This window comes from Weissella viridescens (assembly GCF_014789145.1).
GTDB classification, from domain to species: Bacteria; Bacillota; Bacilli; order Lactobacillales; family Lactobacillaceae; genus Weissella; species Weissella viridescens.
This window is the reverse complement of record NZ_CP061835.1, coordinates 1,247,866-1,272,388: the sequence shown is the minus strand read 5'-3', so window position 1 is coordinate 1,272,388 and position 24,523 is coordinate 1,247,866. Positions and strand designations below refer to the sequence as shown.

The window sequence follows — 24,523 nt, the reverse complement described above, 5'->3', positions numbered from 1 at the left end:
AATGGAGCTTGCTGATGAATAACATATTTATTGCCCTTGATTTTGAAAATGAAACTTTAGCTTGGGAATTCTTAAATCAATTTCCAGAAGATGTTCGCCCGGCTGTAAAGATTGGGATGGAACTCTTTTATCGGGAAGGTCCGGCTTTCGTAGAGGCAGTCAAAGCCGCAGGATTCACAGTTTTCTTAGACTTAAAGTTGTATGACATCCCCAATACAGTGGGCCATGCTGTGCGTAATCTAGCACGTTTGGATATCGACTATTTAACGATTCACACGGCAGGTGGCGTTGAAATGATGCAAGCCGCTGTCGCGGGTGCAGCCGAAGGTGCTCAGGCCGTAGGCGTGCAAGCGCCCAAGTTATTAGGTATTACGCAATTGACTGCATTTTCAGAAGCTACAATGCAAGCCACCCAGTTGGTTGAAGCATCGATGGCAGAATCTGTGACGCATCTGGCTAAATTAGCTGACGAAGCAGGCCTAGCTGGAACAATTTCATCGGCGTTCGAATCACAAATGATTCACGATGCGACCCGAGCTGGATTCTTATCAATTACACCTGGTATTCGTTTAGCAGGCGATGCCATTGGGGATCAAAGTCGAGTCGTGACCCCAGGACGCGCGCATGAAATGGGTGCGGATGGTATTGTTGTCGGCCGTTCCATCACTCAGGCTGCAGATCCAGTTGCCGCCTATCAACAAGTTGTCGCAGAGTTTACACAAGGAGCCTAAATTATGACAGATTATAAAAAAGAAGTTGCACAAGCCTTATTAGATATTCAAGCAGTTAAGCTACAGCCAAATGATCCATTTACTTGGGCGTCTGGTTTAAAGAGTCCGATTTATACTGATAACCGTAAGACAATCAGTTTTCCAAAGGTTCGCCAATTAATTGCAAATGGTTTAGCTGACTTGGTTAAAGAAAAGTATCCTGATGCCACAGTTATTGGTGGGGTTGCCACAGCGGGAATTCCGCACGCAGCTTGGGTTGCAGAAGTCTTAGACTTGCCAATGGTTTATGTTCGTTCAAAGCCTAAGGATCACGGTGCCGGAAAGCAAATTGAAGGCGTTCTTTCAGATCAAGATCAAGTTGTTTTGATTGATGACTTAATTTCAACTGGTGGATCAGTTTTGGGAGCTGTTGATGCAGTGCGTCGCGAAGGAAGTCAAGTCGCGGGTGTACTATCAATCTTCTCTTACGAATTGCCAGCTGCTGACAAGAATTTTGCGGCGGCAAAGACTGACTTTGCACCATTGACAACTTATTCAGCACTTTTGGATGTTGAAAAGGCCTCAGGTCAAATGTCTGATGCTGATTTGGACGTCTTGCAAGATTGGCGTGTTGATCCAAGTACCTGGAGTGAGAAGCATTCAAATTAATGCGTTAAACAGTTCTAGCGAACCGCTAGGACTGTTTTTTGTTTGGACAGCATTGAGTAACTATACCTTTAGTGCATTTACTGTTAAAATAGAACAATGAATGAATTTTTGTGAAAGGTGATTGTGTATGAATATCGGATTATTCACGGATACTTATTTTCCGCAAGTTTCTGGGGTTGCAACGTCAATTAAAACCCTCAAAGAACAACTTGAAGCACAAGGGCATCAGGTGTATATTTTCACATCTACTGATCCTAAAGTTTCAAAAAACGCTAACGAACCGCATATTTATCGCTTTTCAAGTGTGCCATTTGTCTGGTTTAAAGATCGTCGAATGACTTACCGTGGAGGGTTTCAAGCGCTCCAAATTGCTAAAGAATTAAAACTAGATATTGTGCATACACAAACAGAGTTCTCTTTGGGGATGATTGGTAAATTTGTGGCGCGACAGATGAAGATTCCAATTGTACATACTTTTCATACAAATTATGAGGATTATTTGCATTACATTGCGAATGGTAAAATTATTAAACCAGGTGGTGTGGCTGTGATTGCCCGATACTTTATGCATGGCATGACAGGCATTGTATCCCCATCTAAACAAACTTATGACACATTAAAAGAATATAAGGTTGATACACCAGTTGTGATTATCCCCACGGGTGTGCGAGTTGCGCACAAGCCTGAGGAGGATCACAGCCAGGATTTGTATAAGCAACTAGGGTTAACACCCAAAACGCCAATTGTGATGTCAATTGGTCGGGTTGCCTTTGAAAAGAATATTGATGATGTCATCACTGCTTTTGCACAAGTCGTAGAACAAATTCCAGAAGCTAAATTAGTGATTGTTGGTGATGGACCTGCACGTTCAGCGCTTGAAAGTCAAGCTAGCGACTTAGGCATTCGAGAAAGTGTTATTTTTGTGGGTGAGGTGCAACACGAGGAAGTCTATAGTTATTATCGACTTGGTGATGTTTTTGCCTCAGCATCAACTTCTGAAACGCAAGGGATTACGTTTATTGAATCCATTACAGCTGATACACCAGTCGTTGCCATGCATAGCGACTATATGGATGGGATTGTCATTGACCCAAGTATTGGTACATTAGTTGAGACGCCGGATGCCTTAGCTGATCCGATTGTGCGATATTTAAAAGCCAAAGAAACAGGCGAAGTCATTGGTGACCCAAGTGAACGTGAGGCGATTCTTCATGAAATTGATGAGCGAACGTTTGGTCACCGAATGATTGATTTTTATCGCGAAGCTTTAACCATTTATCATGATGACGACGATGATGATATGGCAGAACAAAATAATGCTGCTTATGTTCGTTCATTTTTGCATCCGTTTAGGAGAGACCAAGATGATTAAAATTACCATGTTTTCAGCGGCAGAAACGGTTCCTGGTCAAGGAGTTGGATCTGCTTACCGTGAACTCGTTAATTTGTTGGAGGAAAAATTTCCAAACGAATTTGCCCTCCGCTTTAATAGTTATAAAAAAACAGATATTAGCCACTACCACACCATTAATCCGACATACTTTATGAGTACCTTTTTACCAGGCCGTGGTCGTAAGTTGGGCTACGTTCATTTTCTGCCGGAAACGTTGGAAGATTCCATTAGCCTACCACGTCCAATCAAAAAGCTATTTTATTGGTATGTAATGACTTTCTACAAGCGCATGGATCATTTAGTGGTGGTTAACCCAACTTTTATTGACAAGTTGGTTAACTTAGGGGTGAAACGTGAAAAAGTGACCTATATCCCTAACTTTGTATCGAAGGAGACCTTTTACCCATTGCCAACTTCTGAACGCGAAGAACTACGAAAAAAGCAGGGGTATCAACCTGATGATTTTGTGGTGCTAGGTGTGGGACAAGTACAAGAGCGTAAGGGTGTGTTTGATTTTATTAAGCTGGCTGAAGCAAATCCACAATGGCAATTTGTTTGGGCAGGTGGTTTCTCATTCGGAGCGATGACTGCAGGCTATGATGAGTTGAAAAAGGTTGTGGAGAACCCACCAGCCAACTTGAAATTCCCAGGAATTGTCGATCGAAGTGAAATGAACGGTTACTATAATTTGTCTGATGTATTCTTGTTGCCAAGTTATACGGAACTGTTCCCGATGTCAGCCTTAGAGGCATTCAGCACTGGAACACCGACGGTATTACGTGACCTAGACTTATATAAAGCAATCATTGACGGATACTATTTACCGGCTAAAGATCGTACTGGCATGCAACAAGCTTTGCAAAATATTGCCTCAGATACAGCCTTACGTGAAAAGCTATCATCAGATGCCTTGGCGGCTTCTGAACGCTATTCTGCTGACAATGTTGCCAAGATTTGGGAAAAATTTTATACAGAACAGGCTGAGGTAAAGTAATGTCTAGAAAAAATATCCTCGTTTTCTTTTGTATGCTGGCCCTAGGTGGGGTCATTTTCTGGTGGTCATTTCGTGATGTCAGCTGGGCTCAATTCGCTAGTAGTATTGCTGGCGCACATTGGGGTTGGCTGATTTTAGCGTTAGTGGCGATGATTGTTTATTTGTTATTGGAAGCAGTTGTGGTCAAGATTTTTGTGGATGATGCAAACGAGCAAATTACTTGGCGTGATGCCATCCGCGTACCGCTGGTTGAACAGCTTGGAAATGGGATTACCCCTTTTGCAGCTGGAGGTCAGCCAATGCAATTGGTTGCTTTAGCGCAATCCGGTATTGATGTCGGTCGTGGTGGATCAATTCTGACCATGAAATTTATTATTTACCAAGGCATGATTGTGATTAATTTCTTAATGGCACTGTTAGTTGGTTATCAGTATCTAATTGATAAAATCCACGCTTGGACGGTTGTGTTAATCTTAGGGTTTTTGATTCATCTATTCGTTATCGTGGGATTACTCATGATTATGTATTGGCCCAAGGCAACCGATACGCTTGTTAAGGTGTTTATCAAAATGGTGCATCCATTTTCACCAAGAAAAGCAGAAGAGTGGCAAGTAGTACTTGAAGATAAGATTACAAACTTCCATGAAGAAAGCGATTTAATGCGTAAAAATGTAAAGCCTGTAGTTCAAGCTATTTGTGTTACGTTTGTGCAGTTGTTTGTGTATTACTTGATTCCTTACTTTATCTTGTTAGGGCTGGGTGCAACACAAGTAAATATCGCCCTTGTTATGTCCTTAAACGTGTTAATCGTTATGGTTATTTCGCTTTTTCCAATTCCTGGTGGGGCGGGGGGAGCAGAGATTGGTTTCTCAGTGTTGTTTAGCCAATTCTTACCAACTCACGCGCAATTGGTGATTGCAATGATTTTATGGCGTTTGATTACCTACTACTTCGGAATGTTTGCTGGAATTTTTGCTTTCAGTGTGCCAACAACATCTAAGAAAATGGCAAAGCATTAGGTTCTTTTAAAACAAGTGCCTTAGAGTAATAAGTATTATTTAAATTGAATGGAGCAAAGTAAACATGGAACGTGTTGTACAAACCGCCAAAAAGAGCGGTGCATATCTATTTAATTCGACCATGGGCTTCTTCCTGTTAAACGTGTTCTTTGTTTGGCTTAAAACATACATGGTTTATCAGCATGACTTTAGTCTTGGAGCTAAAGGGCCGATGCAAGAATTTTTGTTATTCTTCAATCCAATTCCGACGGCAATTATTTTATTGAGTATTGGATTGTATTTTAAAGGGCGTGCGTCATACTGGACGATGCTTTTGATGAATTTGGTGCAATCAATTTGGTTGTTTTCAAATATTTTGTACTATCGTGAGTTCTCGGATTTTCTATCACTTAATATCATTAATTCAGGTAGTTCAGCTGGAAATAATTTAGGAAAAGCCCTAGGCGGTATTATTGACCCTACGGATTTCTTAGTATTTGCTGACATTATTGTGCTAACGCTATTAATTGCGTTTAAGTTGATTCATGTTAATCGCCATGCGGTACGCCGTTGGGTGGCAGGATTAACAACGTTACTCGGTGTTGCACTTATGTTTGTAGGGTACGGACTTTCTGAAAGTGATCGTTCAGGTCTATTGGTACGTACTTTCGACAATAACTACATTGTTAAGTATCTCGGCTTGAATGAATATGCAGCTTACAATATTTACAAGACGCAAAAGACTGCTGAAGTCAAAAAACAGGCAACACCTAAAAACCTTGAAAAGATTGAGAAGTTTGTTAAATCTAATAACACCATTCCTAATGCACAATACTATGGAACGGTTAAGGGAAAGAATGTTGTGATGTTCCATTTGGAGTCGTTCCAGCAATTCTTGATTGATTATAAAGTGGATGGAGAACCGGTAACACCAAACATTAACCGTTTCTATCATGATCAAAATTCACTTTCTTTTGATAATTTTTATAACCAGGTCGGGCAAGGTAAGACGGCCGATGCAGAAAATATGCTTGAAAATGGGTTGTATGGTCTAGCGTCTGGAGCTGCCATGGTGAATTATGGTTCAACGAACACGTACCAAGCTGTCCCAAACATGTTAGATCAACGTGGTTACACAACGGCCGCCTTCCATGGGGATGTTGCTAGTTTCTGGAACCGTGATAATACTTATAAGAATTGGGGCTATGATTACTTCTTTAGTAAGCCATTCTATAAGGGAGCAAATAAAGATGACTACAATATTGGTTATGGTATGAAGGATAAGATTTTCCTTAAGGATGCTTCTCAATACCTTGATCAGTTGCCACAACCTTTCTATTCAAAGGTCATCACGGTTACAAATCACTACCCTTACGATCTTGACAAGAAGAATATCTCAATTAATAAGACTGATACGGGTGATAAGACTGTTGATGGTTATGTTCAAACGGCCCGTTACCTTGACCAGGCCTTTGGTGAATTTGAGCGATATTTAAAGAAGTCAGGAATGTATGATAATACGGTAATTGTGCTATACGGTGATCATTATGGTATTTCTGAAAATCACCCTAAGGCAATTGCTAAGTTAATGGGTAAAGATTCTGTGACACCATATGATCTAGCTAACTGGCAAAAAGTACCGTTAATTATTCACTCACCTGGATTGAAGGGTGGTATTAAGCATACTTATGGTGGTGAAATTGATGTTATGCCAACGTTGATGCACCTACTTGGTATTTCAACAGCCGATAATATTCAATTTGGACAAGATCTATTAGCTAAGAATAATAAGCAGGTTGTGCCTTTCCGTAACGGTAATTTTGTATCTAAAAATTACGTGAAGTACGGAGGTAACTACTATGTTACGTCAACTGGAACACAAATTAATCCTAAGGAAGATCCACGTGCTAAGGCGATCATTGATAATGATCAAAACTATGTTAACGATAGTTTGACTTATTCGGATCAAGTCCAAACGGGTGATTTGTTACGATTCCACAAATTAGCAGGATATAAGCAAGACGATCCTAAGAATTATTCATATAAGAAGAATGATACCTTGAAGTCGTTGAAGGATCTGGAGAAGAAAAAGCCAACCTCAGCAATGCAAAAAACAGGTGGTAAGATTCCAGAATATGAGACAAATGCACCAGAATTGGGTGGGGAACCACAAACAATTCCAGAAGCTGTTTCAAGTAGTCAATAAATAAAAAAGCTCACACAATTATTGTGTGAGTTTTTTTTGTAAAAAACATTTGACCTGAAGCGCGTATTCAGGTATATTAATTGAGTTGGGTTTTTCAACAACGTTTATGCGAAGTGAGTTTCAAATTACTTCTAAATTAATGTTGACAAACAAACCGAACGCGTGTAATATAGTTTAAGTTGTCTGAGGGAAACAAATATTTCTTCTAAACAATAAGTAGATCATTGAAAACTGAATATCGTTTCGATATAAACAAATGTGTAGGGTCACCAAATTTATTTGGTGCAAACATTTGCGAAGTCAATTCGCTAGTAAATTCGTTTAACAATCTGTTAAACAACAAAAAGAAAAATTGAGTAATATCAAGCTTTTGAAATCTTTCTTCATTTATGGAGTAAGTACAAAATGAGAGTTTGATCCTGGCTCAGGATGAACGCTGGCGGCGTGCCTAATACATGCAAGTCGAACGCTTTGTGGTCCAACTGAATTGAAGAGCTTGCTCAGATATGACGATGGACATTGCAAAGAGTGGCGAACGGGTGAGTAACACGTGGGAAACCTACCTCTTAGCAGGGGATAACACTTGGAAACAAGTGCTAATACCGTATAACACTAATAACCGCATGGTTATTAGTTAAAAGATGGTCTTGCTATCACTAAGAGATGGTCCCGCGGTGTATTAGCTAGTTGGTAAGGTAATGGCTTACCAAGGCAATGATACATAGCCGAGTTGAGAGACTGATCGGCCACAATGGGACTGAGACACGGCCCATACTCCTACGGGAGGCAGCAGTAGGGAATCTTCCACAATGGACGAAAGTCTGATGGAGCAACGCCGCGTGTGTGATGAAGGGTTTCGGCTCGTAAAACACTGTTGTAAGAGAAGAATGACATTGAGAGTAACTGTTCAGTGTGTGACGGTATCTTACCAGAAAGGAACGGCTAAATACGTGCCAGCAGCCGCGGTAATACGTATGTTCCAAGCGTTATCCGGATTTATTGGGCGTAAAGCGAGCGCAGACGGTTATTTAAGTCCGAAGTGAAAGCCCACAGCTTAACTGTGGAAGTGCTTTGGAAACTGGACAACTTGAGTGCAGTAGAGGAGAGTGGAACTCCATGTGTAGCGGTGAAATGCGTAGATATATGGAAGAACACCAGTGGCGAAGGCGGCTCTCTGGACTGTAACTGACGTTGAGGCTCGAAAGTGTGGGTAGCAAACAGGATTAGATACCCTGGTAGTCCACACCGTAAACGATGAGTGCTAGATGTTTGAGGGTTTCCGCCCTTAAGTGTCGCAGCTAACGCATTAAGCACTCCGCCTGGGGAGTACGACCGCAAGGTTGAAACTCAAAGGAATTGACGGGGACCCGCACAAGCGGTGGAGCATGTGGTTTAATTCGAAGCAACGCGAAGAACCTTACCAGGTCTTGACATCCTTTGACCACTTCAGAGATGAAGCTTTCCCTTCGGGGACAAAGTGACAGGTGGTGCATGGTTGTCGTCAGCTCGTGTCGTGAGATGTTGGGTTAAGTCCCGCAACGAGCGCAACCCTTATTACTAGTTGCCAGCATTTAGTTGGGCACTCTAGTGAGACTGCCGGTGACAAACCGGAGGAAGGTGGGGATGACGTCAAATCATCATGCCCCTTATGACCTGGGCTACACACGTGCTACAATGGCAAGTACAACGAGCAGCTAACCCGCGAGGGTACGCGAATCTCTTAAAACTTGTCTCAGTTCGGATTGTAGGCTGCAACTCGCCTACATGAAGTCGGAATCGCTAGTAATCGCGGATCAGCACGCCGCGGTGAATACGTTCCCGGGTCTTGTACACACCGCCCGTCACACCATGAGAGTTTGTAACACCCAAAGCCGGTGAGGTAACCTTTTAGGAGCCAACCGTCTAAGGTGGGACAGATGATTAGGGTGAAGTCGTAACAAGGTAGCCGTAGGAGAACCTGCGGCTGGATCACCTCCTTTCTAAGGAAAATCGGAAGCCTACACATTTGCGTTGAAACGATATTCAGTTTTGAGTGGTTTACACTCAGAATAGACGAGAGATTTTAAAACCTCGGGACTGTAGCTTAGCTGGTTAGAGCGCACCCCTGATAAGGGTGAGGTCGGAGGTTCGAGTCCTCTCAGTCCCATTCTATTGGGGAATTAGCTCAGCTGGGAGAGCACCTGCTTTGCAAGCAGGGGGTCAGCGGTTCGATCCCGCTATTCTCCATTGTAACCTTCGGGTTACAAGGACTTAGATCTTTGAAAACTGAATCATATTTAAATTTTAAATTCATTTCAATTAATTATTATAATTAAATTGAGCCGAAAAAATACACCGCGTAATTTTTTGAGTTTTTTAAATTAGTTTAAATCGCTTGTGGCCTTTGAGCCACAATACTCAAACTTGAATCATCAACGCAAGTTGATAGGTTAAGTTATTAAGGGCGCATGGTGAATGCCTTGGCACTAGGAGCCGATGAAGGACGGGACTAACACCGATATGCTTCGGGGAGCTGTAAGTAAGCTTTGATCCGGAGATTTCCGAATGGGGAAATCCAACTTGTTTATACAAGTTATCATTTAGTGAATACATAGCTAAATTGAAGGTAGACGTTGTGAACTGAAACATCTCATTAGCAACAGGAATAGAAAGAAAAATCGATTCCGATAGTAGCGGCGAGCGAAATCGGAAGAGCCCAAACCAACGTGCTTGCATGTTGGGGTTGTAGGACTACCATTGTGGAGTTACAAAATTGTTTATTAGCAGAATCAGCTGGGAAGCTGAGCGAGACAGGGTGATAGCCCCGTATGCGAAAGTAAGCAATCTCCCGTGTAGGATCCTGAGTACGGCCGGACACGTGAAATCCGGTCGGAATCCGCGAGGACCATCTCGCAAGGCTAAATACTCCCTAGTGACCGATAGTGAACCAGTACCGTGAGGGAAAGGTGAAAAGCACCCCGGAAGGGGAGTGAAAAAGTTCCTGAAACCATGTGCCTACAAGAAGTTAGAGCCCGTTAATGGGTGATAGCGTGCCTTTTGTAGAATGAACCGGCGAGTTACGATAACATGCAAGGTTAAGGTGGAAAGACCGGAGCCGTAGCGAAAGCGAGTCTGAAATGGGCGCTTAAGTATGTTGTTGTAGACCCGAAACCAGGTGACCTACCCATGTCCAGGGTGAAGATGCGGTAAAGCGCATTGGAGGCCCGAACCCGTACATGTTGAAAAATGTTGGGATGAGGTGTGGGTAGCGGTGAAATTCCAATCGAACTTGGAGATAGCTGGTTCTCTCCGAAATAGCTTTAGGGCTAGCCTCGGAATGAAGCGTGTTGGAGGTAGAGCACTGTTTTGGTGCGGGGCCCATCTAGGGTTACCAAATTAAGATAAACTCCGAATGCCAATCACGTATGTCCGGGAGTCAGACAGTGAGTGATAAGATCCATTGTCGAAAGGGGAACAGCCCAGATCGTCAGTTAAGGTCCCTAAGTGTGTGTTAAGTGGAAAAGGAAGTGGAGTTGCATAGACAACTAGGATGTTGGCTCAGAAGCAGCCACCATTTAAAGAGTGCGTAATAGCTCACTAGTCGAGTGATTCTGCACCGAAAATGTACCGGGGCTAAACACACCACCGAAACTACGGGTGCCACGTAAGTGGCGCGATAGGAGAGCGTTCTATGGGCGATGAAGTCAGACCGTGAGGACTGGTGGAGCGCATAGAAGTGAGAATGCCGGTATGAGTAGCGAAAGACAGGTGAGAATCCTGTCCACCGTATGACTAAGGTTTCCTGGGGAAGGCTCGTCCTCCCAGGGTTAGTCGGGACCTAAGGCGAGGCTGAGAAGCGTAGTCGATGGATAACAGGTTGAGATTCCTGTACCAGGTGAACATGTTTGAACGATGGAGGGACGCAGAAGGCTAACGGATCCCAGCTGATGGATATGCTGGGTTAAATAACAAGTCTTGAGTTGAGTTAAATGCTTGACTCTTTAAGGACAAGTTATGATGAGGACCGAAATAAAGTAGGGAAGTCCGCCATGTCACGCTGCCAAGAAAAGCTTCTAGTTAGTGTTTACCTGCCCGTACCGCAAACCAACACAGGTAGTCGAGGAGAGCATCCTAAGGTGAGCGAGTGAACTCTCGTTAAGGAACTCGGCAAAATGACCCCGTAACTTCGGGAGAAGGGGTGCTCAGCGAAAGCTGAGCCGCAGTGAATAGGCCCAGGCGACTGTTTATCAAAAACACAGGTTTCTGCAAAATCGTAAGATGACGTATAGGGGCTGACGCCTGCCCGGTGCTGGAAGGTTAAAAGGAGTGCTTAGCGCAAGCGAAGGTATGAATTGAAGCCCCAGTAAACGGCGGCCGTAACTATAACGGTCCTAAGGTAGCGAAATTCCTTGTCGGGTAAGTTCCGACCCGCACGAAAGGCGTAACGATCTGGGCACTGTCTCAACGAGAGACTCGGTGAAATTTAAAGACCCGTGAAGATGCGGGTTACCCGCGACAGGACGGAAAGACCCCATGGAGCTTTACTGTAGCTTGATATTGAGTGTTTGTGCAGCTTGTACAGCATAGGTAGGAGCCGTTGAAGTCGGAACGCTAGTTTCGATGGAGGCACAGGTGGGATACTACCCTCGTTGTATGACCACTCTAACTCACACCACTAAGCGTGGTGGAAGACAGTGTCTGGCAGGCAGTTTGACTGGGGCGGTCGCCTCCTAAAAGGTAACGGAGGCGCCCAAAGGTTCTCTCAGAATGGTTGGAAATCATTCGCAGAGTGTAAAGGCACAAGAGAGCTTGACTGTGAGACTGACTAGTCGAGCAGGTACGAAAGTAGGGCTTAGTGATCCGGTGGTTCCGCATGGAAGGGCCATCGCTCAACGGATAAAAGCTACCCTGGGGATAACAGGCTTATCTCCCCCAAGAGTCCACATCGACGGGGAGGTTTGGCACCTCGATGTCGGCTCATCGCATCCTGGGGCTGTAGTCGGTCCCAAGGGTTGGGCTGTTCGCCCATTAAAGCGGTACGCGAGCTGGGTTCAGAACGTCGTGAGACAGTTCGGTCCCTATCCGTCGCGGGCGTAGGAAATTTGAGAGGAGTTGCCCTTAGTACGAGAGGACCGGGGTGAACGTACCTCTGGTGTATCAGTTGTTCCGCCAGGAGCATCGCTGAGTAGCTATGTACGGATGAGATAAACGCTGAAAGCATCTAAGTGTGAAACTCGCCTCGAGATGAGATTTCCCATTCTTTATGAAGTAAGACCCCTTGTAGATGACAAGGTAGATAGGCTAGAAGTGGAAGTGCGGCGACGCATGGAGCGGACTAGTACTAATGGTTCGAGGACTTAACCAAGTTGAACAAAACGTTGGTGTACGGTTCAATTAATGAAATGAAAATAAGATACAAAATATGATTCAGTTTTGAGAGACGTAAGTCTCATCAACACCGTGTTGTGATGATGGCATTGAGGTCACACCTGTTCCCATACCGAACACAGAAGTTAAGCTCAATAGCGCCGAAAGTAGTTGGAGGATCTCTTCCTGCGAGGATAGGACATCGCAATGCATATGGACGATTAGCTCAGCTGGGAGAGCACCTGCCTTACAAGCAGGGGGTCACAGGTTCGATCCCTGTATCGTCCATTGGTCGCATGGTCTAGTTGGTTAGGACGCCTGCCTGTCACGCAGGAGATCACGGGTTCGAACCCCGTTGTGACCGTTTTTCAAGCATTACGTCATTTCATAGGGGTATAGTTTAATGGTAGAACAACGGTCTCCAAAACCGTCGGTGGGGGTTCGACTCCCTCTACCCCTGCCATGGCGGTTGTGGTGAAGTTGGTTAACACACCGGTTTGTGGTTCCGGCATGCGTGGGTTCGAATCCCATCAATCGCCCTTGATGTGATGATTGAATTAGTTGCCGTTGTGGCGGAACTGGTAGACGCGCTGGACTCAAAATCCAGTTCCCTTCTTGGGAGTGTGGGTTCGATTCCCACCGACGGCATAATCCCATTTGGGATTTTTTATTTACATTTCGGGACGTAGCTCAGCTTGGTAGAGCACCTGGTTTGGGACCAGGGGGTCGCAGGTTCGAATCCTGTCGTCCCGATAATTAAAAAGAGACTATCTCACAAGATGGTCTCTTTTTTGTTATCAATAATAAAAACAGTTATAATAAGCCTAGAGAAAATGAAAAAAGTAAGGACAGACAAATGAGTGAAACGATTACAAATGAATCTTTTCAAGACTTAATAGATGATTTAACAGTAGATGGTCCAGTTGTTGGAGAAAAGAAGTTTGATATTGATAATTTCTTCCAACTAAAAGATCCGGAGGGGCAAACCACAGAATTTTCACACATCGATATTTTGAGACGGGCTGATGAGACATTTTGGATGCCTTTGGAAACTGATCGCCACACGATAACCAATATTACTGATTATGAAATTTTCATCAATAAGTCAGAAAAATGGGTACCAATCAAAGATTGGTTTGAGACGGAAGAGATATAGGGGTTGAGATGGCAAACGAATTATTAAGACGTGGTATGTACGGATTTGCAATGGGTGATGCTTTCGGCGTTCCATATGAGTTTAATGCGTCCAATACGGAAGTTTCCACTGAAATGCAAGGTGGTGGTGTAAATAACCAATTACCGGGGACATGGAGTGATGATACGAGTTTGACTTTAGCTACCATCACAGCGTTGACTGGTGAATACGATTTAAAGGCAATTATGCAGAACTTTGATGATTACCTTTATGAAGGCCAATATACGCCGGATGGGATTGCTTTTGGTTATGGCGATGAAACAGCCGCGGCAATCAAACATTTTCATGAGACAGGCAAATATGGCGATTTTGGGCTTAATAATCCACTGGGAAGTGGAAACGGAGCCTTGATGCGCATTTGGCCACTAGCTTTTTATGCATATCCAGCCCAGATGACTTTGGAACAAATAGTTGATGCAGTAACTGGATTAACGCATGGTCAGATGCGATCAAAATTAGCCTCACGTTTTTTTGTTTACTTTATCCGTGTATTGGCCCGTCGGGGTGATAGTGAGAAAGCTATCTTACAGGCTATTCGTGCGATTAATCGTCAACCAGCCGTCCAAGAATTATTAAAGCAAGAAGAAATGGGTTGGTTGGTGACTGATGCAACTGTCACACCGACTGATATTGTGAATAAAATTAAGCTTCAAGACCAGGCAAAGTTAGCGACGAGTGGTTACGTTTTGGATACACTCAATGTCGTCCTGTGGGCGAGCCTAAACTTTCAAGATTATGCTGAAGCCGTTCATGCTGCCGTTCAAATAGGTGGCGATACAGACACAAATGCTGCACTTGTTGGTCTGGCTTTTAGTTATATTGACAATGACTTCCCTGACAACTGGTTGTCGACATTACGTGCAAAAAATAAAATTGAGAGCGTCCTTATACTTGCAGATGAAGCAGTTAAGTTTGATTAGATGTTTGAAAAAAGCCATTAGTCGGCATGACTAATGGCTTTTTTGTTGATTAATGTAACTAACCCGAATATAAGTAATAAAACAAGACCAAGTAGTGAGAGATACTGTCCTAGTTTCAAACCAGGTGTTTGATAGTTTAACAAGATGTCGTTTTTACCGGTGTGTAATTTTATACCGACAAAACCTTCATTAATTTTGATCACTTGATTATTGGCAGAATGCCAACCCTTAGAATAAGGAATTGTTGTGGCTAAAATTTGATTTTTAGAACCAGTTACCTGACCAGAAATTTGATCTTTTTGTATATTTAATGGAACAGCTTGTTTTTGTGCTTGTTGTGATACCTTTTTAAACGGCTGTCCGGTTGGAATGGCTTTAACCTTAACATCAAAAGTATATTGACCAGGTTGACTAAAGGTCAATGGTAAATATGCTGTGTTTTTAACATCTGTCGCAGTCCCTAAATTTAAGGTGATATTCTGCTTAGGGTTATAGAAGGATAGATTTTTCTGTCCTGTTTGAACAAATGTCTGGTTGTTTCCAGCATAACTAGTGGTAAATGTATAACCACTAACGTTCTTACCAATTGTATCAAGATGCTTACGACGCCAATTCCAATTAAAGGCGCGGTCATTGGAACGATAATCCAGTGGATTTCTGGGATTGTTATTCTGTTCAATTTTCGCATCTCGGTAACTGTTCGTGGCATACTTTGCACGTTGGTTAAAATTAGCTGGTTTAAAATGTAGGTTGGTGATTTCTAAATGCAACTCATGGTTATCTAACGTTGCATTCGGCTTGAGGTAGATACCTTGTTCATCGGATTCACGACTAGGTGTGTAATTGAAATGAACTTTGTCTGTGTAACGCTCCTGTAAGTTGGAACGAATTGAGGTAGTGGTTACCGTACGTTCAAATTGTTGTTTTGAAGTGTGTTCAGTTACGGCGTCTGTTACCACACTATCTGCTAAGTAGGCTTCTCGATTTGTCGTATCTGCGTGGTTAAATGTCTTTTCACTGACGACATATTTTGGTAGATAAGCTAGCGGATAAACTGAGTCACTTTGTGTGACGGTTTGTCGATTAATCGTAATCGGTGGCGTCAGTTTTTGATAACTGGCGGGCGAACCAGACTGTGGATTGGCATACCAATATTTAATGCCAAGTACATTCGATAGCACATTTCTTCGGTCAAGATTGCTAGTAATATCATTATTATTAGTTTGTGGTAATGCTAAACGTTTCATTAGCTGATTTACTGCACCATTTTGATAGGACCAATATGACTCCGCATTGTGTGCGTGACTATTGAGAGCTAAATTCGTTGCTGGTGCAGGGTCAATCTCTGAATCAGATCCAAGTTGCGTATCAATATATGAACGGTATAGCGTTGATGGAACGGGTGTGTTTGCTTCACCACGTGCTTTGGCTAAATCAGCATCAATGTTTTCATCAAAATAATTTGCTTGTTGGTCAACCAATTTTTGAACATTTTTATTTGATAGCAGCGCGCTTTTTTCAGGGTTTAAATCAGTCATATGGTTTTGTTGCATGATCAATATTGCATTCAAGGCCACAACACCTAAGAGAGCATATAGACCCACTTTGTGAGAAATTGCCCAGTAAAGACAAACGATAGTGAGTACCCCAATGAAAAGCATATTCGCAAAATTGGCATGTAAGTCAAAATTATTGGTGAATAGCATTGAAATAAAGATAATAACGCCCACGCCGGTCATCCAATAGAAGTCCTGTTTCCGTAATTCAGTTAGGTGATTTAACAAAAGGACGACGCTAAGTGCGAGGGGAAGACCTAACATAAAAATCCAACGATTTGATGGCGATGAGCCACCATTCATGAGGGCAGCGCCCGCTGGAAATAGTAAGAAGAGGCCAGCCATACCAAAGACCCAACTAAGCAGTGGATACGTTTTATAGCGGCGCAAAATATATAGAATTGCGATAATGCCAATAACTGAAAAACCACCAGTTAACCAAAAATTGGGACTTTGTGCGTTACTAATCAGATTACCGGGCAGGGATAGATAATAGTTCAAAGGATATAAGGTCAGTCCATTCGCAAAACGGTACTGACTTCGTGCAGAGTTCAACGTCCCAATTATGCTTGGTAAGAAGATAAGCATGGGCAAAAGAAAGCCAACAACAGCACTTGAAAGGGCACGCAGCCACATCCTTCCATTACGCCATGAGTGGTTCAAGCTGATGCGAAGGACAAAGAAAATCGTCGCTCCAATAGCCATCATGAAGGCGAAATAATAATTATTCCACAGAGTCCAACTAATCATTAAAGCGGCTGGAAGCCATTTTGGTTTTTGGACATCAATTAAATTATCAATGGCGACAATTAATAGCGGAAAGATAATTAGCGGGTTAATAAAGTATGGGTGTGAAAACATACTTAACGCAAGATACCCACTAAACAAGTAGACTAAACTACCAATAGTATTGATAACGGGGTGCCAGTATTTTGTAAAATGTCGTACAGCCACTAAAAAGGCCAAGCCTGCACAAAAAAGGCGAACGACAATCATGATTGAGTAATAACTCACGACATGCTTGCTACTGATAAACGCAGCACCGTAACTAAAAATGTCACCGAGTGTATAGTAAGCAAACGTTTGATAATAATCAGACCCTAAACCAATTTGAAAATTCCATTGACTTGGCCAATTCCCAGTTGCCAAGAGATGGTGTAAGTCTTTCTGCCAATGAATTAAGGCAGGTAAATGTTGCGAGAGCCCATCGGCTTGCCATATTAAACTCGTGTCAGTAAACCAATATGGTAAAAGAATGGTGCCGACGACAATTAGAAACATGATTAAATAGGTAGGTAGATTACTTTTCCACCAATTTTTTCGGTTAATCATAAGAACTCCTCGATAGATAGTGTTTCTATTATAGCATTTTCCGATAGTTTAATTAATTGAACCAGAATTCGTGTCGCATTAGTTTACATATTCTTTAAAATGACTTGAAGGCGTTGGTCGAATTGTTTAAAATAAGAAAAACGATAACAGGGGAAACAATAAAAATGCGAATTGAATCAGATTCATTAGGACAAATGGAAGTACCAGATCAAGCTTACTATGGTATCCATACGATGCGAGCTTTAGAAAACTTTGCAATTACCAAAGATCATGTAAATGCGAACTTGGTTAAAGCCTTGATTCAAATTAAAGCAGCTGCCGCAAAATCTAATAAAGGGGCAGGGACGTTAGATACTGATGTTGCGGATGCCATTTTGACGGCAACTGATGAATTGTTGAGTCAACCTGTTGACTATGAAAATATGTTTCCACTTGATCCAATTCAAGGTGGTGCGGGAACAAGTATGAACATGAATGCCAATGAAGTTATTGCCAATGTTGCTTTAACAAATTCAGGGCATGAAAAAGGGGAATATCAATACATTAACCCTAATGATCATGTGAATAAGAGCCAAAGTACCAATGATGTCTTTCCGTCTGCGGGAAAGTTAGCGCTTATTCATATTGTGAAACCACTAATGTTGGAAATTGAAAAGCTCATGGCTGCTTTAGGATCTAAGGCGGAAGAATTTGAAGATGTTTATAAAATGGGACGCACACAGCTCCAAGATGCTGTGCCAATGACCTTGGGAAATTCATTTCATGCCTATTTGAAGCCACTTAAGCGTGATTTGAATCGAATTGATAAGGCACAAGCTGATTTACATGTATTAAACCTTGGCGGTTCTGCGATTGGTTCAGGAATTAACGTCTCACGATATTATCAAGAACATATCATTCCTGAATTAAACGCAGTGACGGGACTAGAACTAGAGCAAGCCTCAGACCTATTTGATGCAACACAAAACTTGGACAGCTTCTTACAACTTTCAGCGGCATTAAAATCATTAGCGGTCGATCTTTCAAAAATTGCAAATGATTTACGTTTGTTAAGTTCGGGACCACGTTCGGGCCTTAATGAAATTAATTTACCAGCTCGTCAAGCAGGTAGTTCAATCATGCCTGGGAAAGTTAACCCAGTGATTCCTGAGGTTGTTAACCAAGTTGCCTTTGAAGTGATGGGAAATGATATCACTGTCACGAATGCCGTTGAAGCGGGACAACTTGAATTAAATGCTTTTGAACCAGTGATGTTATATCGTTTATTTGCTTCTGTTGATCATTTGACACAGGTATTGAAAACATTCCGTGAAAACGCGATTACGGGTATTACACCAAATGAAGAACGTTTAGAACAAGACATTGATTTGTCGATTTCATATACAACGGCAATGGCAGCTATTATTGGATATCAAAAGGCGTCCAACTTAGCTAAGCAAGCTTTGAAAACAAATCGACCTCTACGTGAGTTAGCCGAGGAAACAGGTGAGTTTACTGAGGAACAATTAGATGAGGTTTTCGCAGTTGATAAAATTGTTAAGAACGCACGAACACCTGAACATGGCCTTGTTTTCAAGAACAGTTAGGAATATGGCGCAAAGAGACCAGGAAACTGGTCTTTTTTTTTATGAAAATCTAATTTATGAAAACGTTTACAAAATAAGAATAGTCATGTAGAATAAAGTTTGTAATGAGGATCAATGGATCCAGAACTTTTTAAAGGAGAGGGCGCTATGGTTAAATTCATAATTGCAAGTCATGGGGAATTTGCCAAGGGAATCCAACAATCAGGCGAAATGATTTTTGGACAGCAAGAAGATGTTGAAGTGGTTACTTTCATGCCAAATGAAGGACCAGAAGATTTGATGCAACACTTCACGCAAGCACTTGGGGAAGCAACAGAGACTGGCGAAGTATTGTTTTTGGTTGATTTATGGGGAGGATCACCATTTAATGCAGCATCACGAATTCAAGCGGAACATCCAGAACGGATGGCAATTATTACCGGATTGAATTTGCCGATGCTCATCGAAGCATATGGGGCCCGTTTTACAATGGAAAAAGCGAGTGAGATTGCGCATGCTTTAATAGATGTCGCACAAAATGGAATTAATACAATTCCAGAACGAACACAAACAACAGAGGAAGCACCTACAGAAGTAGATGCAGCCATGGAAACAACACCAAGCGCACCAGCGACCGACATCAATAAGGTTGAACATACGGGTGAAGCAACGATGGATATTCGGTTGGCTCGAATTGATTCACGGTTATTGCATGGTCAAGTTGCCACAGCTTGGACGAAAGCCGTTCAACCAGATCGCATCATTGTTGTTTCTGATACAGTCGCACATGATGATTTGCGAAAGACATTACTTGTACAAGCAGCACCAGTTGGTGTAAAGGTAAATGTTGTACCAATTCAAAAATTAGTGGATGTATGGGATGATCCACGATTTAAGGGACTCAAGACCATGTTGCTTTTTGAAACACCACAAGATGTTGAAAGAGCAGTCGCAGCTGGTGTTAAATTAACAGAAGTTAACATTGGTTCAATGTCACATTCTGAAGGAAAGCGGATGGTTACGAATGCCATTGCCGTTGATAGCGCAGATGTGCAGTGCTTAGAAGAGTTGCAAGCACAAGGAGTTAAATTTGACGTTCGTAAGGTACCAAGTGATCCAAGTAAAGACATTTTCGCTTTATTGAAAGATTAATCATGGAACCTAAACGCTATTAGAGGAGGATAAACGCATGATTTCAGCGTTTTTTGTAGTATTAATTTCATTTTTGGCGGGGATGGATGGCATCTTAGATGAATTTCAATTCCAGCAGCCAATTGTTGCAGCAACACTGATTGGTCTAGCCAATGGGCATGTAACTGAAGGAATTATTTTGGGGGGAACTCTTCAAATGCTCGCCCTAGGATGGATGAACATTGGAGCCGCCGTGGCCCCCGATGCAGCTTTGGCATCGGTTGTCTCAGCTTATCTAGTTACCGGACCAGCCCAAGTTAGTGTCTATGAAGGAATGGCGATTGCGGTTCCGCTAGCCATTGCTGGACAAGTCTTAACGATTGGTGTACGTACCTTAACAGTTGTTTTGGCCCATGTCGCTGACCGACAAGCCGAAAAGGGAAGCTTACGTGGTCTCGATGCGGTGAATATGGCGGCACTGACCTTACAAGGTTTGCGAATTGCGATTCCAACGATTATCGTTATCGCAGTTGGCGCAGGCCCAGTTAATGCAGCTTTGAATGCAATTCCAGATGTCATTACAAAGGGATTAGCCGTTGCCGGTGGTTTCATTGTGGTAGTTGGATATGCCATGGTTATCAACATGATGGCCACGCCAGAACTATGGCCTTTCTTCTTCTTGGGATTTGCCCTTTCTGCAGTAACCGAATTGAATTTGATTGCAATGGGAATTATCGGTTTGGTTTTGGCACTTATTTACCTACAACTTTCACCACGATTTAATGGTGGAAATGATGGTGGTGGAAGCGAAGGTGGTTCAAGTTCAGGATCATCTGGTGACCAAATTGATGCAATTTTAAATAATTACTAGGCTTGGGGGAAGAGTACAATGAGTAATTCAGTACAAGAAAAGCAAGTACAAATGAACGAGGTTCACCTAACAAAGGGTGATCGTTATGCAACCTGGTGGCGTTCAACTTTCCTCCAGGCGGCTTGGAACTATGAGCGTATGCAAAACGTTGGTTGGGCTTATGCTATGGTACCAACAATCAAGCGTCTTTATAAAACAAAAGAAGATCGTGCTGCGGCACTTAAGCGGCACTTAGAGTTTTTCAACACACATCCATATGTGGCCTCACCTATTCTTGGTGTCGAAATGGCGATGGAAGAACAAAAAGCTAATGGCGCTGATATTGATGATGAAGCCATTAACAGTGTTAAAGTTGGAATGATGGGACCTTTAGCTGGTGTAGGTGATCCAATCTGGTGGGGAACAGTTCGTCCAGTTTTGGGAGCCTTTGCAGCGGGGTTAGCACAAAGTGGTCAAATTCTTGGACCAATCATCTTCTTCGTTGTTTGGAATATCATGCGTATGGCCTTCTTGTGGTACACCCAAGAATTGGGTTATCGTGAAGGAACAAATATCACTCAGAACTTGGGTGGGGGGATGATGCAAAAGTTAACCACTGGTGCATCGATTCTAGGAATGTTTATTATGGGAGTGTTGGTTCCGCGTTGGACCACGATGAATTTCCCAATGGTACTTTCTAAGGTTAATTTGCAAAAGGGTAGCTATGTCGATACAGATGCACTTGCCAAGCAAATTAATACAGGACACCTAAGTCCACAAACAATCACTGATATCGCTGGTAAAATTAAAGGTGGTCAGAATTTGGGGGCCGTTAAAATTACGACGGTTCAAGATACGTTGAATCAATTGATCCCAGGATTGGCACCATTGCTTTTGATGTTTGTCGTTCTATGGCTACTTCGTAAGCATGTTTCACCAATTGTAATCATCTTCGGATTGTTCGCTGTTGGAATCTTAGCCTATGCCTTAGGTATTATGGCTTAATCTAAAAAAACTGGTAGCTTCTACCAGTTTTTATACATAATCGTTAAATGAAAAGGGAGGCTGTGCGCTATGGCACAAGAAACCAAACAACCCGAATTAAAAGCCCCAGCCAATGCGTTGTTATCACCAGTTAATATTCAACCAGGATACCTATTTTATGGAACAAAAGGAATTGAATTTCGTTCTAATAAAGGTGGCTACATTATTGTACCTTGGGAGCAAGTTGAGTACGTTAGTTTAGAAATCATTTTAAATGTCTACTATCGTGGTATTATCATTAAAATTAAACCAAATCAAAAGGTTTCAGCGGGTCAACCTGATATGTCAGGCCGCACGTTAGAATTTGTAGGTGGTAAGCCCAAGCGTGCTTTACCAATCCTTCAAGAACATCTAGCGTCTGATCAAATCCGCCATCGCTTGGGAGTTTTTGCCCGGCGCAAAGCAAAAAAATCATGATATTTTAAAAGCCAATGATGTTAATTGGCTTTTTTTGTGGTTTAATAGAGTTTTAGGTTAAACTTAACAAAAGGATATGAGGAACACACATGGCAAGACGACGTAAAAAACAAGGTATGAACGGCAAGAAAATCACTATTGCTGGATTGGCTGTTGCTGGTGCATTATTGGTTGGTCAACACTTTGGCTTGATTTCAGAAGACCAAGTTAAGCAATTTAGTCAGAGTACCTACTTACCAAAAAACACATCCACTCGTAGTAAAACAGGATCACTTAAAACGAGTCAATCTGGCGGCGCAAGTGTGCACCCAACACAGACACAAGCTGCTAGTGTTGTTACACCAAATGTTAAACAGCAATTAGGGGCCAATAATCTACAATTTAATGGTTCTGGTGCCTACGTGATTAATAATAATCAAAATGATTTAAATGCCAATGTTACTGTTGCGCCGTACGTGCAGTTAGCGCAACTAGATCAAAAGGGACGACCAGGGGTGGCAAACGCATATTTAAACAATACAAGTCGGGAATACCGAAAGCGTGAACATACGGGGAATGATAAAAAGATCAATCCAATTGGTTGGCATCAAATGCGGTTAAATGGTGACCAAGTATTATACAACCGCGGTCATTCGATTGCCTATGCGTTAGCTGGTGGTGTTAAGGGATTTGACGCTTCTGAAGCCAATCCACGAAACATCACGACCCAAACAACTTGGGCTAACCAAGCTTCGAATGGGGATCCTAGTAACACAGGTCAAAATTATTACGAATTGATTGTCCGTAAAGGGTTAGATCAACATAAAACAATTCGTTATCGCGTGACGCCAATTTATGATGGGGTTAATCTAGTACCATCAGGTTCCAAACTAGAAGCTAAGTCGACGGATGGTAGCATTCAATACAATGTGTTTATTCCAAATGTGCAACCAGGGGTCACGATTAACTATGCGAATGGTACTGCAACTGCAAGTTAAATTTTAATGGTTTTTAATGGAATTTTGATTAAAAACTGACGGTATGGTATCATAAAGCCTGTTATAAAAAAGTAATATTAACTATTGGAGGGTTATTATGAACCAGAGTAAAGGTTTTGACATTTTCAGCATAGTGCTTGGAATTTTGTCACTTGTTCTTGCGTTTGTTGTTTTGAAGTTCCCTGGTGGATCTTTGGCAGCAATCGTAATCGTAATCGGAATTTTCATGATTATTGATGGAATTTTGCATTTCTCACAACGTGGACACCTACGTAGTATTGGAATGAAGAGTACAGGAATGTTAACATTCCTTGCTATCTTGGATATTATCGTTGGTCTTGCCATCATTATCTGGCCTGCTAGCTTCGGTGCTATCTACGTTTGGATCTTCGTTGCCATCGGTATGGTGATGGATTCATTGTTCGAACTATGGGCAGCTAAGTACATTAAGCAAGTTGGTAAGGGATACTACTGGTTTGTTGTTATCATGGCAATCATTGGTCTTATCCTTGGAATTGTAATGATGTTCAGCCCAGCCTTTGGCTTGTCATTTGTTGTTGCTTTGTTGGCAGCATACTTGCTTGTCTTTGGTGTTATGGAAATCGTTAAGGCGTTCTAAGACGCTTAAAAAGCAATCACTACGGTGGTTGCTTTTTTTGTGCACTAAATACAGGAGCGTTTTAATTTAATTAGGCTAAACCCGCTAAAAAATAGGTCTATAATTTAAGGCGCTTTGTTTCACACGTTTTATTCCCACCGGGGTCATCAAACCATCAAAATCGAAACCACAAAAAAAGTAGACCGCATTTGCGATCTACTTTTTATTTACTGTTAATTATTTTGATGATGCGTCTGAATCAAGGCTTTCGATAAACTTTTCGAGTTCCTTTTCATCAGCAAGAGCTTCTTTTTCATCGTACTTACCGTACTTACCGATTTCACTCAAGATGTGCTTGATCTCATGAATAGCTTTGTGCTCGTCGTACCATTCTTTAATTGAATGTGACTTTGAATCAGATTCCAATGTGTCAAGCTTGGCAATTGAATCATCTAACTTTTCAATTGTGTCAGCAATATTTGAAACAACCTTTTGTTCTTTTTCAGTATAATCAGCCATGTGTAAAATCCTCCATCTATTTTGTGTTGCAACTATGTTACAAATTCATTATAACACGATTGCGTTTTAATGAGGCTTAAATTTGATAAATTGGTTTGTATAA

At 42.1% G+C, this 24,523-nt stretch carries 17 protein-coding genes, 8 tRNA genes and 3 rRNA genes; 26 read left to right on the top strand and 2 right to left on the bottom strand.

The window, feature by feature from the left end:
* Positions 1–14 precede the first annotated feature (14 nt).
* From pyrF to IE337_RS06220, 19 genes are all read left to right on the top strand, one after another.
* Positions 15–731 (top strand): orotidine-5'-phosphate decarboxylase, encoded by a 717-nt coding sequence (gene pyrF / locus IE337_RS06310; RefSeq protein ID WP_191136203.1) that lies wholly within the window; start codon positions 15–17, stop codon positions 729–731.
* 3 nt (positions 732–734) lie between these two features.
* A complete protein-coding gene (pyrE, locus tag IE337_RS06305; protein ID WP_191136202.1) occupies positions 735–1,379 on the top strand; it encodes an orotate phosphoribosyltransferase in 645 nt (214 codons plus the stop codon).
* 127 nt (positions 1,380–1,506) lie between these two features.
* Positions 1,507–2,751, top strand: coding sequence for a glycosyltransferase family 4 protein (locus tag IE337_RS06300; protein ID WP_191136201.1), 1,245 nt, complete (start codon positions 1,507–1,509; stop codon positions 2,749–2,751).
* Positions 2,744–3,766: a glycosyltransferase family 4 protein gene (locus IE337_RS06295; RefSeq protein ID WP_191136200.1), complete on the top strand. Its 1,023-nt coding sequence runs from the start codon at positions 2,744–2,746 to the stop codon at positions 3,764–3,766. The genes IE337_RS06300 and IE337_RS06295 overlap by 8 nt, the downstream gene beginning before the upstream one ends.
* Positions 3,766–4,785, top strand: a complete 1,020-nt coding sequence (locus tag IE337_RS06290) for a lysylphosphatidylglycerol synthase transmembrane domain-containing protein (protein WP_057746917.1) — start codon at positions 3,766–3,768, stop codon at positions 4,783–4,785. The genes IE337_RS06295 and IE337_RS06290 overlap by 1 nt, the downstream gene beginning before the upstream one ends.
* 64 nt (positions 4,786–4,849) lie before the next feature.
* Positions 4,850–6,970, top strand: a complete 2,121-nt coding sequence (locus IE337_RS06285) for an LTA synthase family protein (protein ID WP_112468339.1) — start codon at positions 4,850–4,852, stop codon at positions 6,968–6,970.
* A 401-nt stretch (positions 6,971–7,371) separates the two neighbouring features.
* Positions 7,372–8,949, top strand: a 16S ribosomal RNA gene (locus tag IE337_RS06280).
* 93 nt (positions 8,950–9,042) lie between these two features.
* Positions 9,043–9,116, top strand: a tRNA-Ile gene (locus tag IE337_RS06275).
* A 7-nt stretch (positions 9,117–9,123) separates the two neighbouring features.
* Positions 9,124–9,196: transfer RNA gene (locus tag IE337_RS06270), tRNA-Ala, on the top strand.
* Between the two features lie 201 nt (positions 9,197–9,397).
* Positions 9,398–12,314: ribosomal RNA gene (locus IE337_RS06265) — 23S ribosomal RNA — on the top strand.
* A gap of 96 nt (positions 12,315–12,410) precedes the next feature.
* Positions 12,411–12,527: ribosomal RNA gene (gene rrf / locus IE337_RS06260) — 5S ribosomal RNA — on the top strand.
* Together the 16S, 23S and 5S rRNA genes with 8 tRNA genes alongside form the textbook arrangement of a ribosomal RNA operon.
* A 4-nt stretch (positions 12,528–12,531) precedes the next feature.
* Positions 12,532–12,604, top strand: a tRNA-Val gene (locus IE337_RS06255).
* Positions 12,605–12,606: 2 nt separating this feature from the next.
* Positions 12,607–12,680: transfer RNA gene (locus IE337_RS06250), tRNA-Asp, on the top strand.
* Between the two features lie 25 nt (positions 12,681–12,705).
* A tRNA-Trp gene (locus tag IE337_RS06245) sits at positions 12,706–12,779 on the top strand.
* 2 nt (positions 12,780–12,781) lie between these two features.
* Positions 12,782–12,855, top strand: a tRNA-His gene (locus IE337_RS06240).
* Positions 12,856–12,879: 24 nt separating this feature from the next.
* Positions 12,880–12,964: transfer RNA gene (locus IE337_RS06235), tRNA-Leu, on the top strand.
* A 31-nt stretch (positions 12,965–12,995) separates the two neighbouring features.
* Positions 12,996–13,069 (top strand) — tRNA-Pro (locus tag IE337_RS06230).
* A 103-nt stretch (positions 13,070–13,172) separates the two neighbouring features.
* The gene (locus IE337_RS06225; RefSeq protein ID WP_191136199.1) at positions 13,173–13,472 is read left to right on the top strand and encodes a hypothetical protein; all 300 of its coding nucleotides are present in this window, start codon (positions 13,173–13,175) and stop codon (positions 13,470–13,472) included.
* 8 nt (positions 13,473–13,480) lie between these two features.
* Positions 13,481–14,431 (top strand): ADP-ribosylglycohydrolase family protein, encoded by a 951-nt coding sequence (locus IE337_RS06220; RefSeq protein ID WP_191136198.1) that lies wholly within the window; start codon positions 13,481–13,483, stop codon positions 14,429–14,431.
* A 17-nt stretch (positions 14,432–14,448) separates the two neighbouring features.
* Here IE337_RS06220 and IE337_RS06215 read toward each other — a convergent pair whose 3' ends face one another.
* A complete protein-coding gene (locus IE337_RS06215) occupies positions 14,449–17,319 on the bottom strand; it encodes a YfhO family protein (RefSeq protein WP_191136197.1) in 2,871 nt (956 codons plus the stop codon).
* Between the two features lie 164 nt (positions 17,320–17,483).
* Between IE337_RS06215 and IE337_RS06210 the strand changes: the two genes are divergently transcribed.
* The 7 genes from IE337_RS06210 (at position 17,484) to IE337_RS06180 (ending at position 23,922) form a co-directional block, all read left to right on the top strand.
* Entirely contained in the window at positions 17,484–18,905 is a 1,422-nt protein-coding gene (locus IE337_RS06210) for an aspartate ammonia-lyase (protein WP_191136196.1), read from the top strand.
* A gap of 147 nt (positions 18,906–19,052) precedes the next feature.
* Positions 19,053–20,036 (top strand): mannose/fructose/sorbose PTS transporter subunit IIB, encoded by a 984-nt coding sequence (locus IE337_RS06205; RefSeq protein WP_191136195.1) that lies wholly within the window; start codon positions 19,053–19,055, stop codon positions 20,034–20,036.
* Positions 20,037–20,073: 37 nt separating this feature from the next.
* A complete protein-coding gene (locus IE337_RS06200) occupies positions 20,074–20,886 on the top strand; it encodes a PTS mannose/fructose/sorbose transporter subunit IIC (protein WP_057744584.1) in 813 nt (270 codons plus the stop codon).
* 18 nt (positions 20,887–20,904) lie between these two features.
* Positions 20,905–21,870 (top strand): PTS system mannose/fructose/sorbose family transporter subunit IID, encoded by a 966-nt coding sequence (locus IE337_RS06195; protein WP_233119727.1) that lies wholly within the window; start codon positions 20,905–20,907, stop codon positions 21,868–21,870.
* A gap of 69 nt (positions 21,871–21,939) precedes the next feature.
* Entirely contained in the window at positions 21,940–22,326 is a 387-nt protein-coding gene (locus tag IE337_RS06190) for a DUF956 domain-containing protein (RefSeq protein WP_191136194.1), read from the top strand.
* 89 nt (positions 22,327–22,415) lie between these two features.
* Complete coding sequence (locus IE337_RS06185; protein ID WP_243185588.1) at positions 22,416–23,303, top strand: DNA/RNA non-specific endonuclease; 888 nt, start codon at positions 22,416–22,418, stop codon at positions 23,301–23,303.
* Between the two features lie 97 nt (positions 23,304–23,400).
* A complete protein-coding gene (locus tag IE337_RS06180; RefSeq protein WP_191136193.1) occupies positions 23,401–23,922 on the top strand; it encodes an HdeD family acid-resistance protein in 522 nt (173 codons plus the stop codon).
* Positions 23,923–24,138: 216 nt separating this feature from the next.
* Here the strand turns inward: IE337_RS06180 and IE337_RS06175 are convergent, their stop codons facing one another.
* Entirely contained in the window at positions 24,139–24,420 is a 282-nt protein-coding gene (locus tag IE337_RS06175; protein ID WP_191136192.1) for a hypothetical protein, read from the bottom strand.
* Between the last annotated feature and the right edge of the window lie 103 nt (positions 24,421–24,523).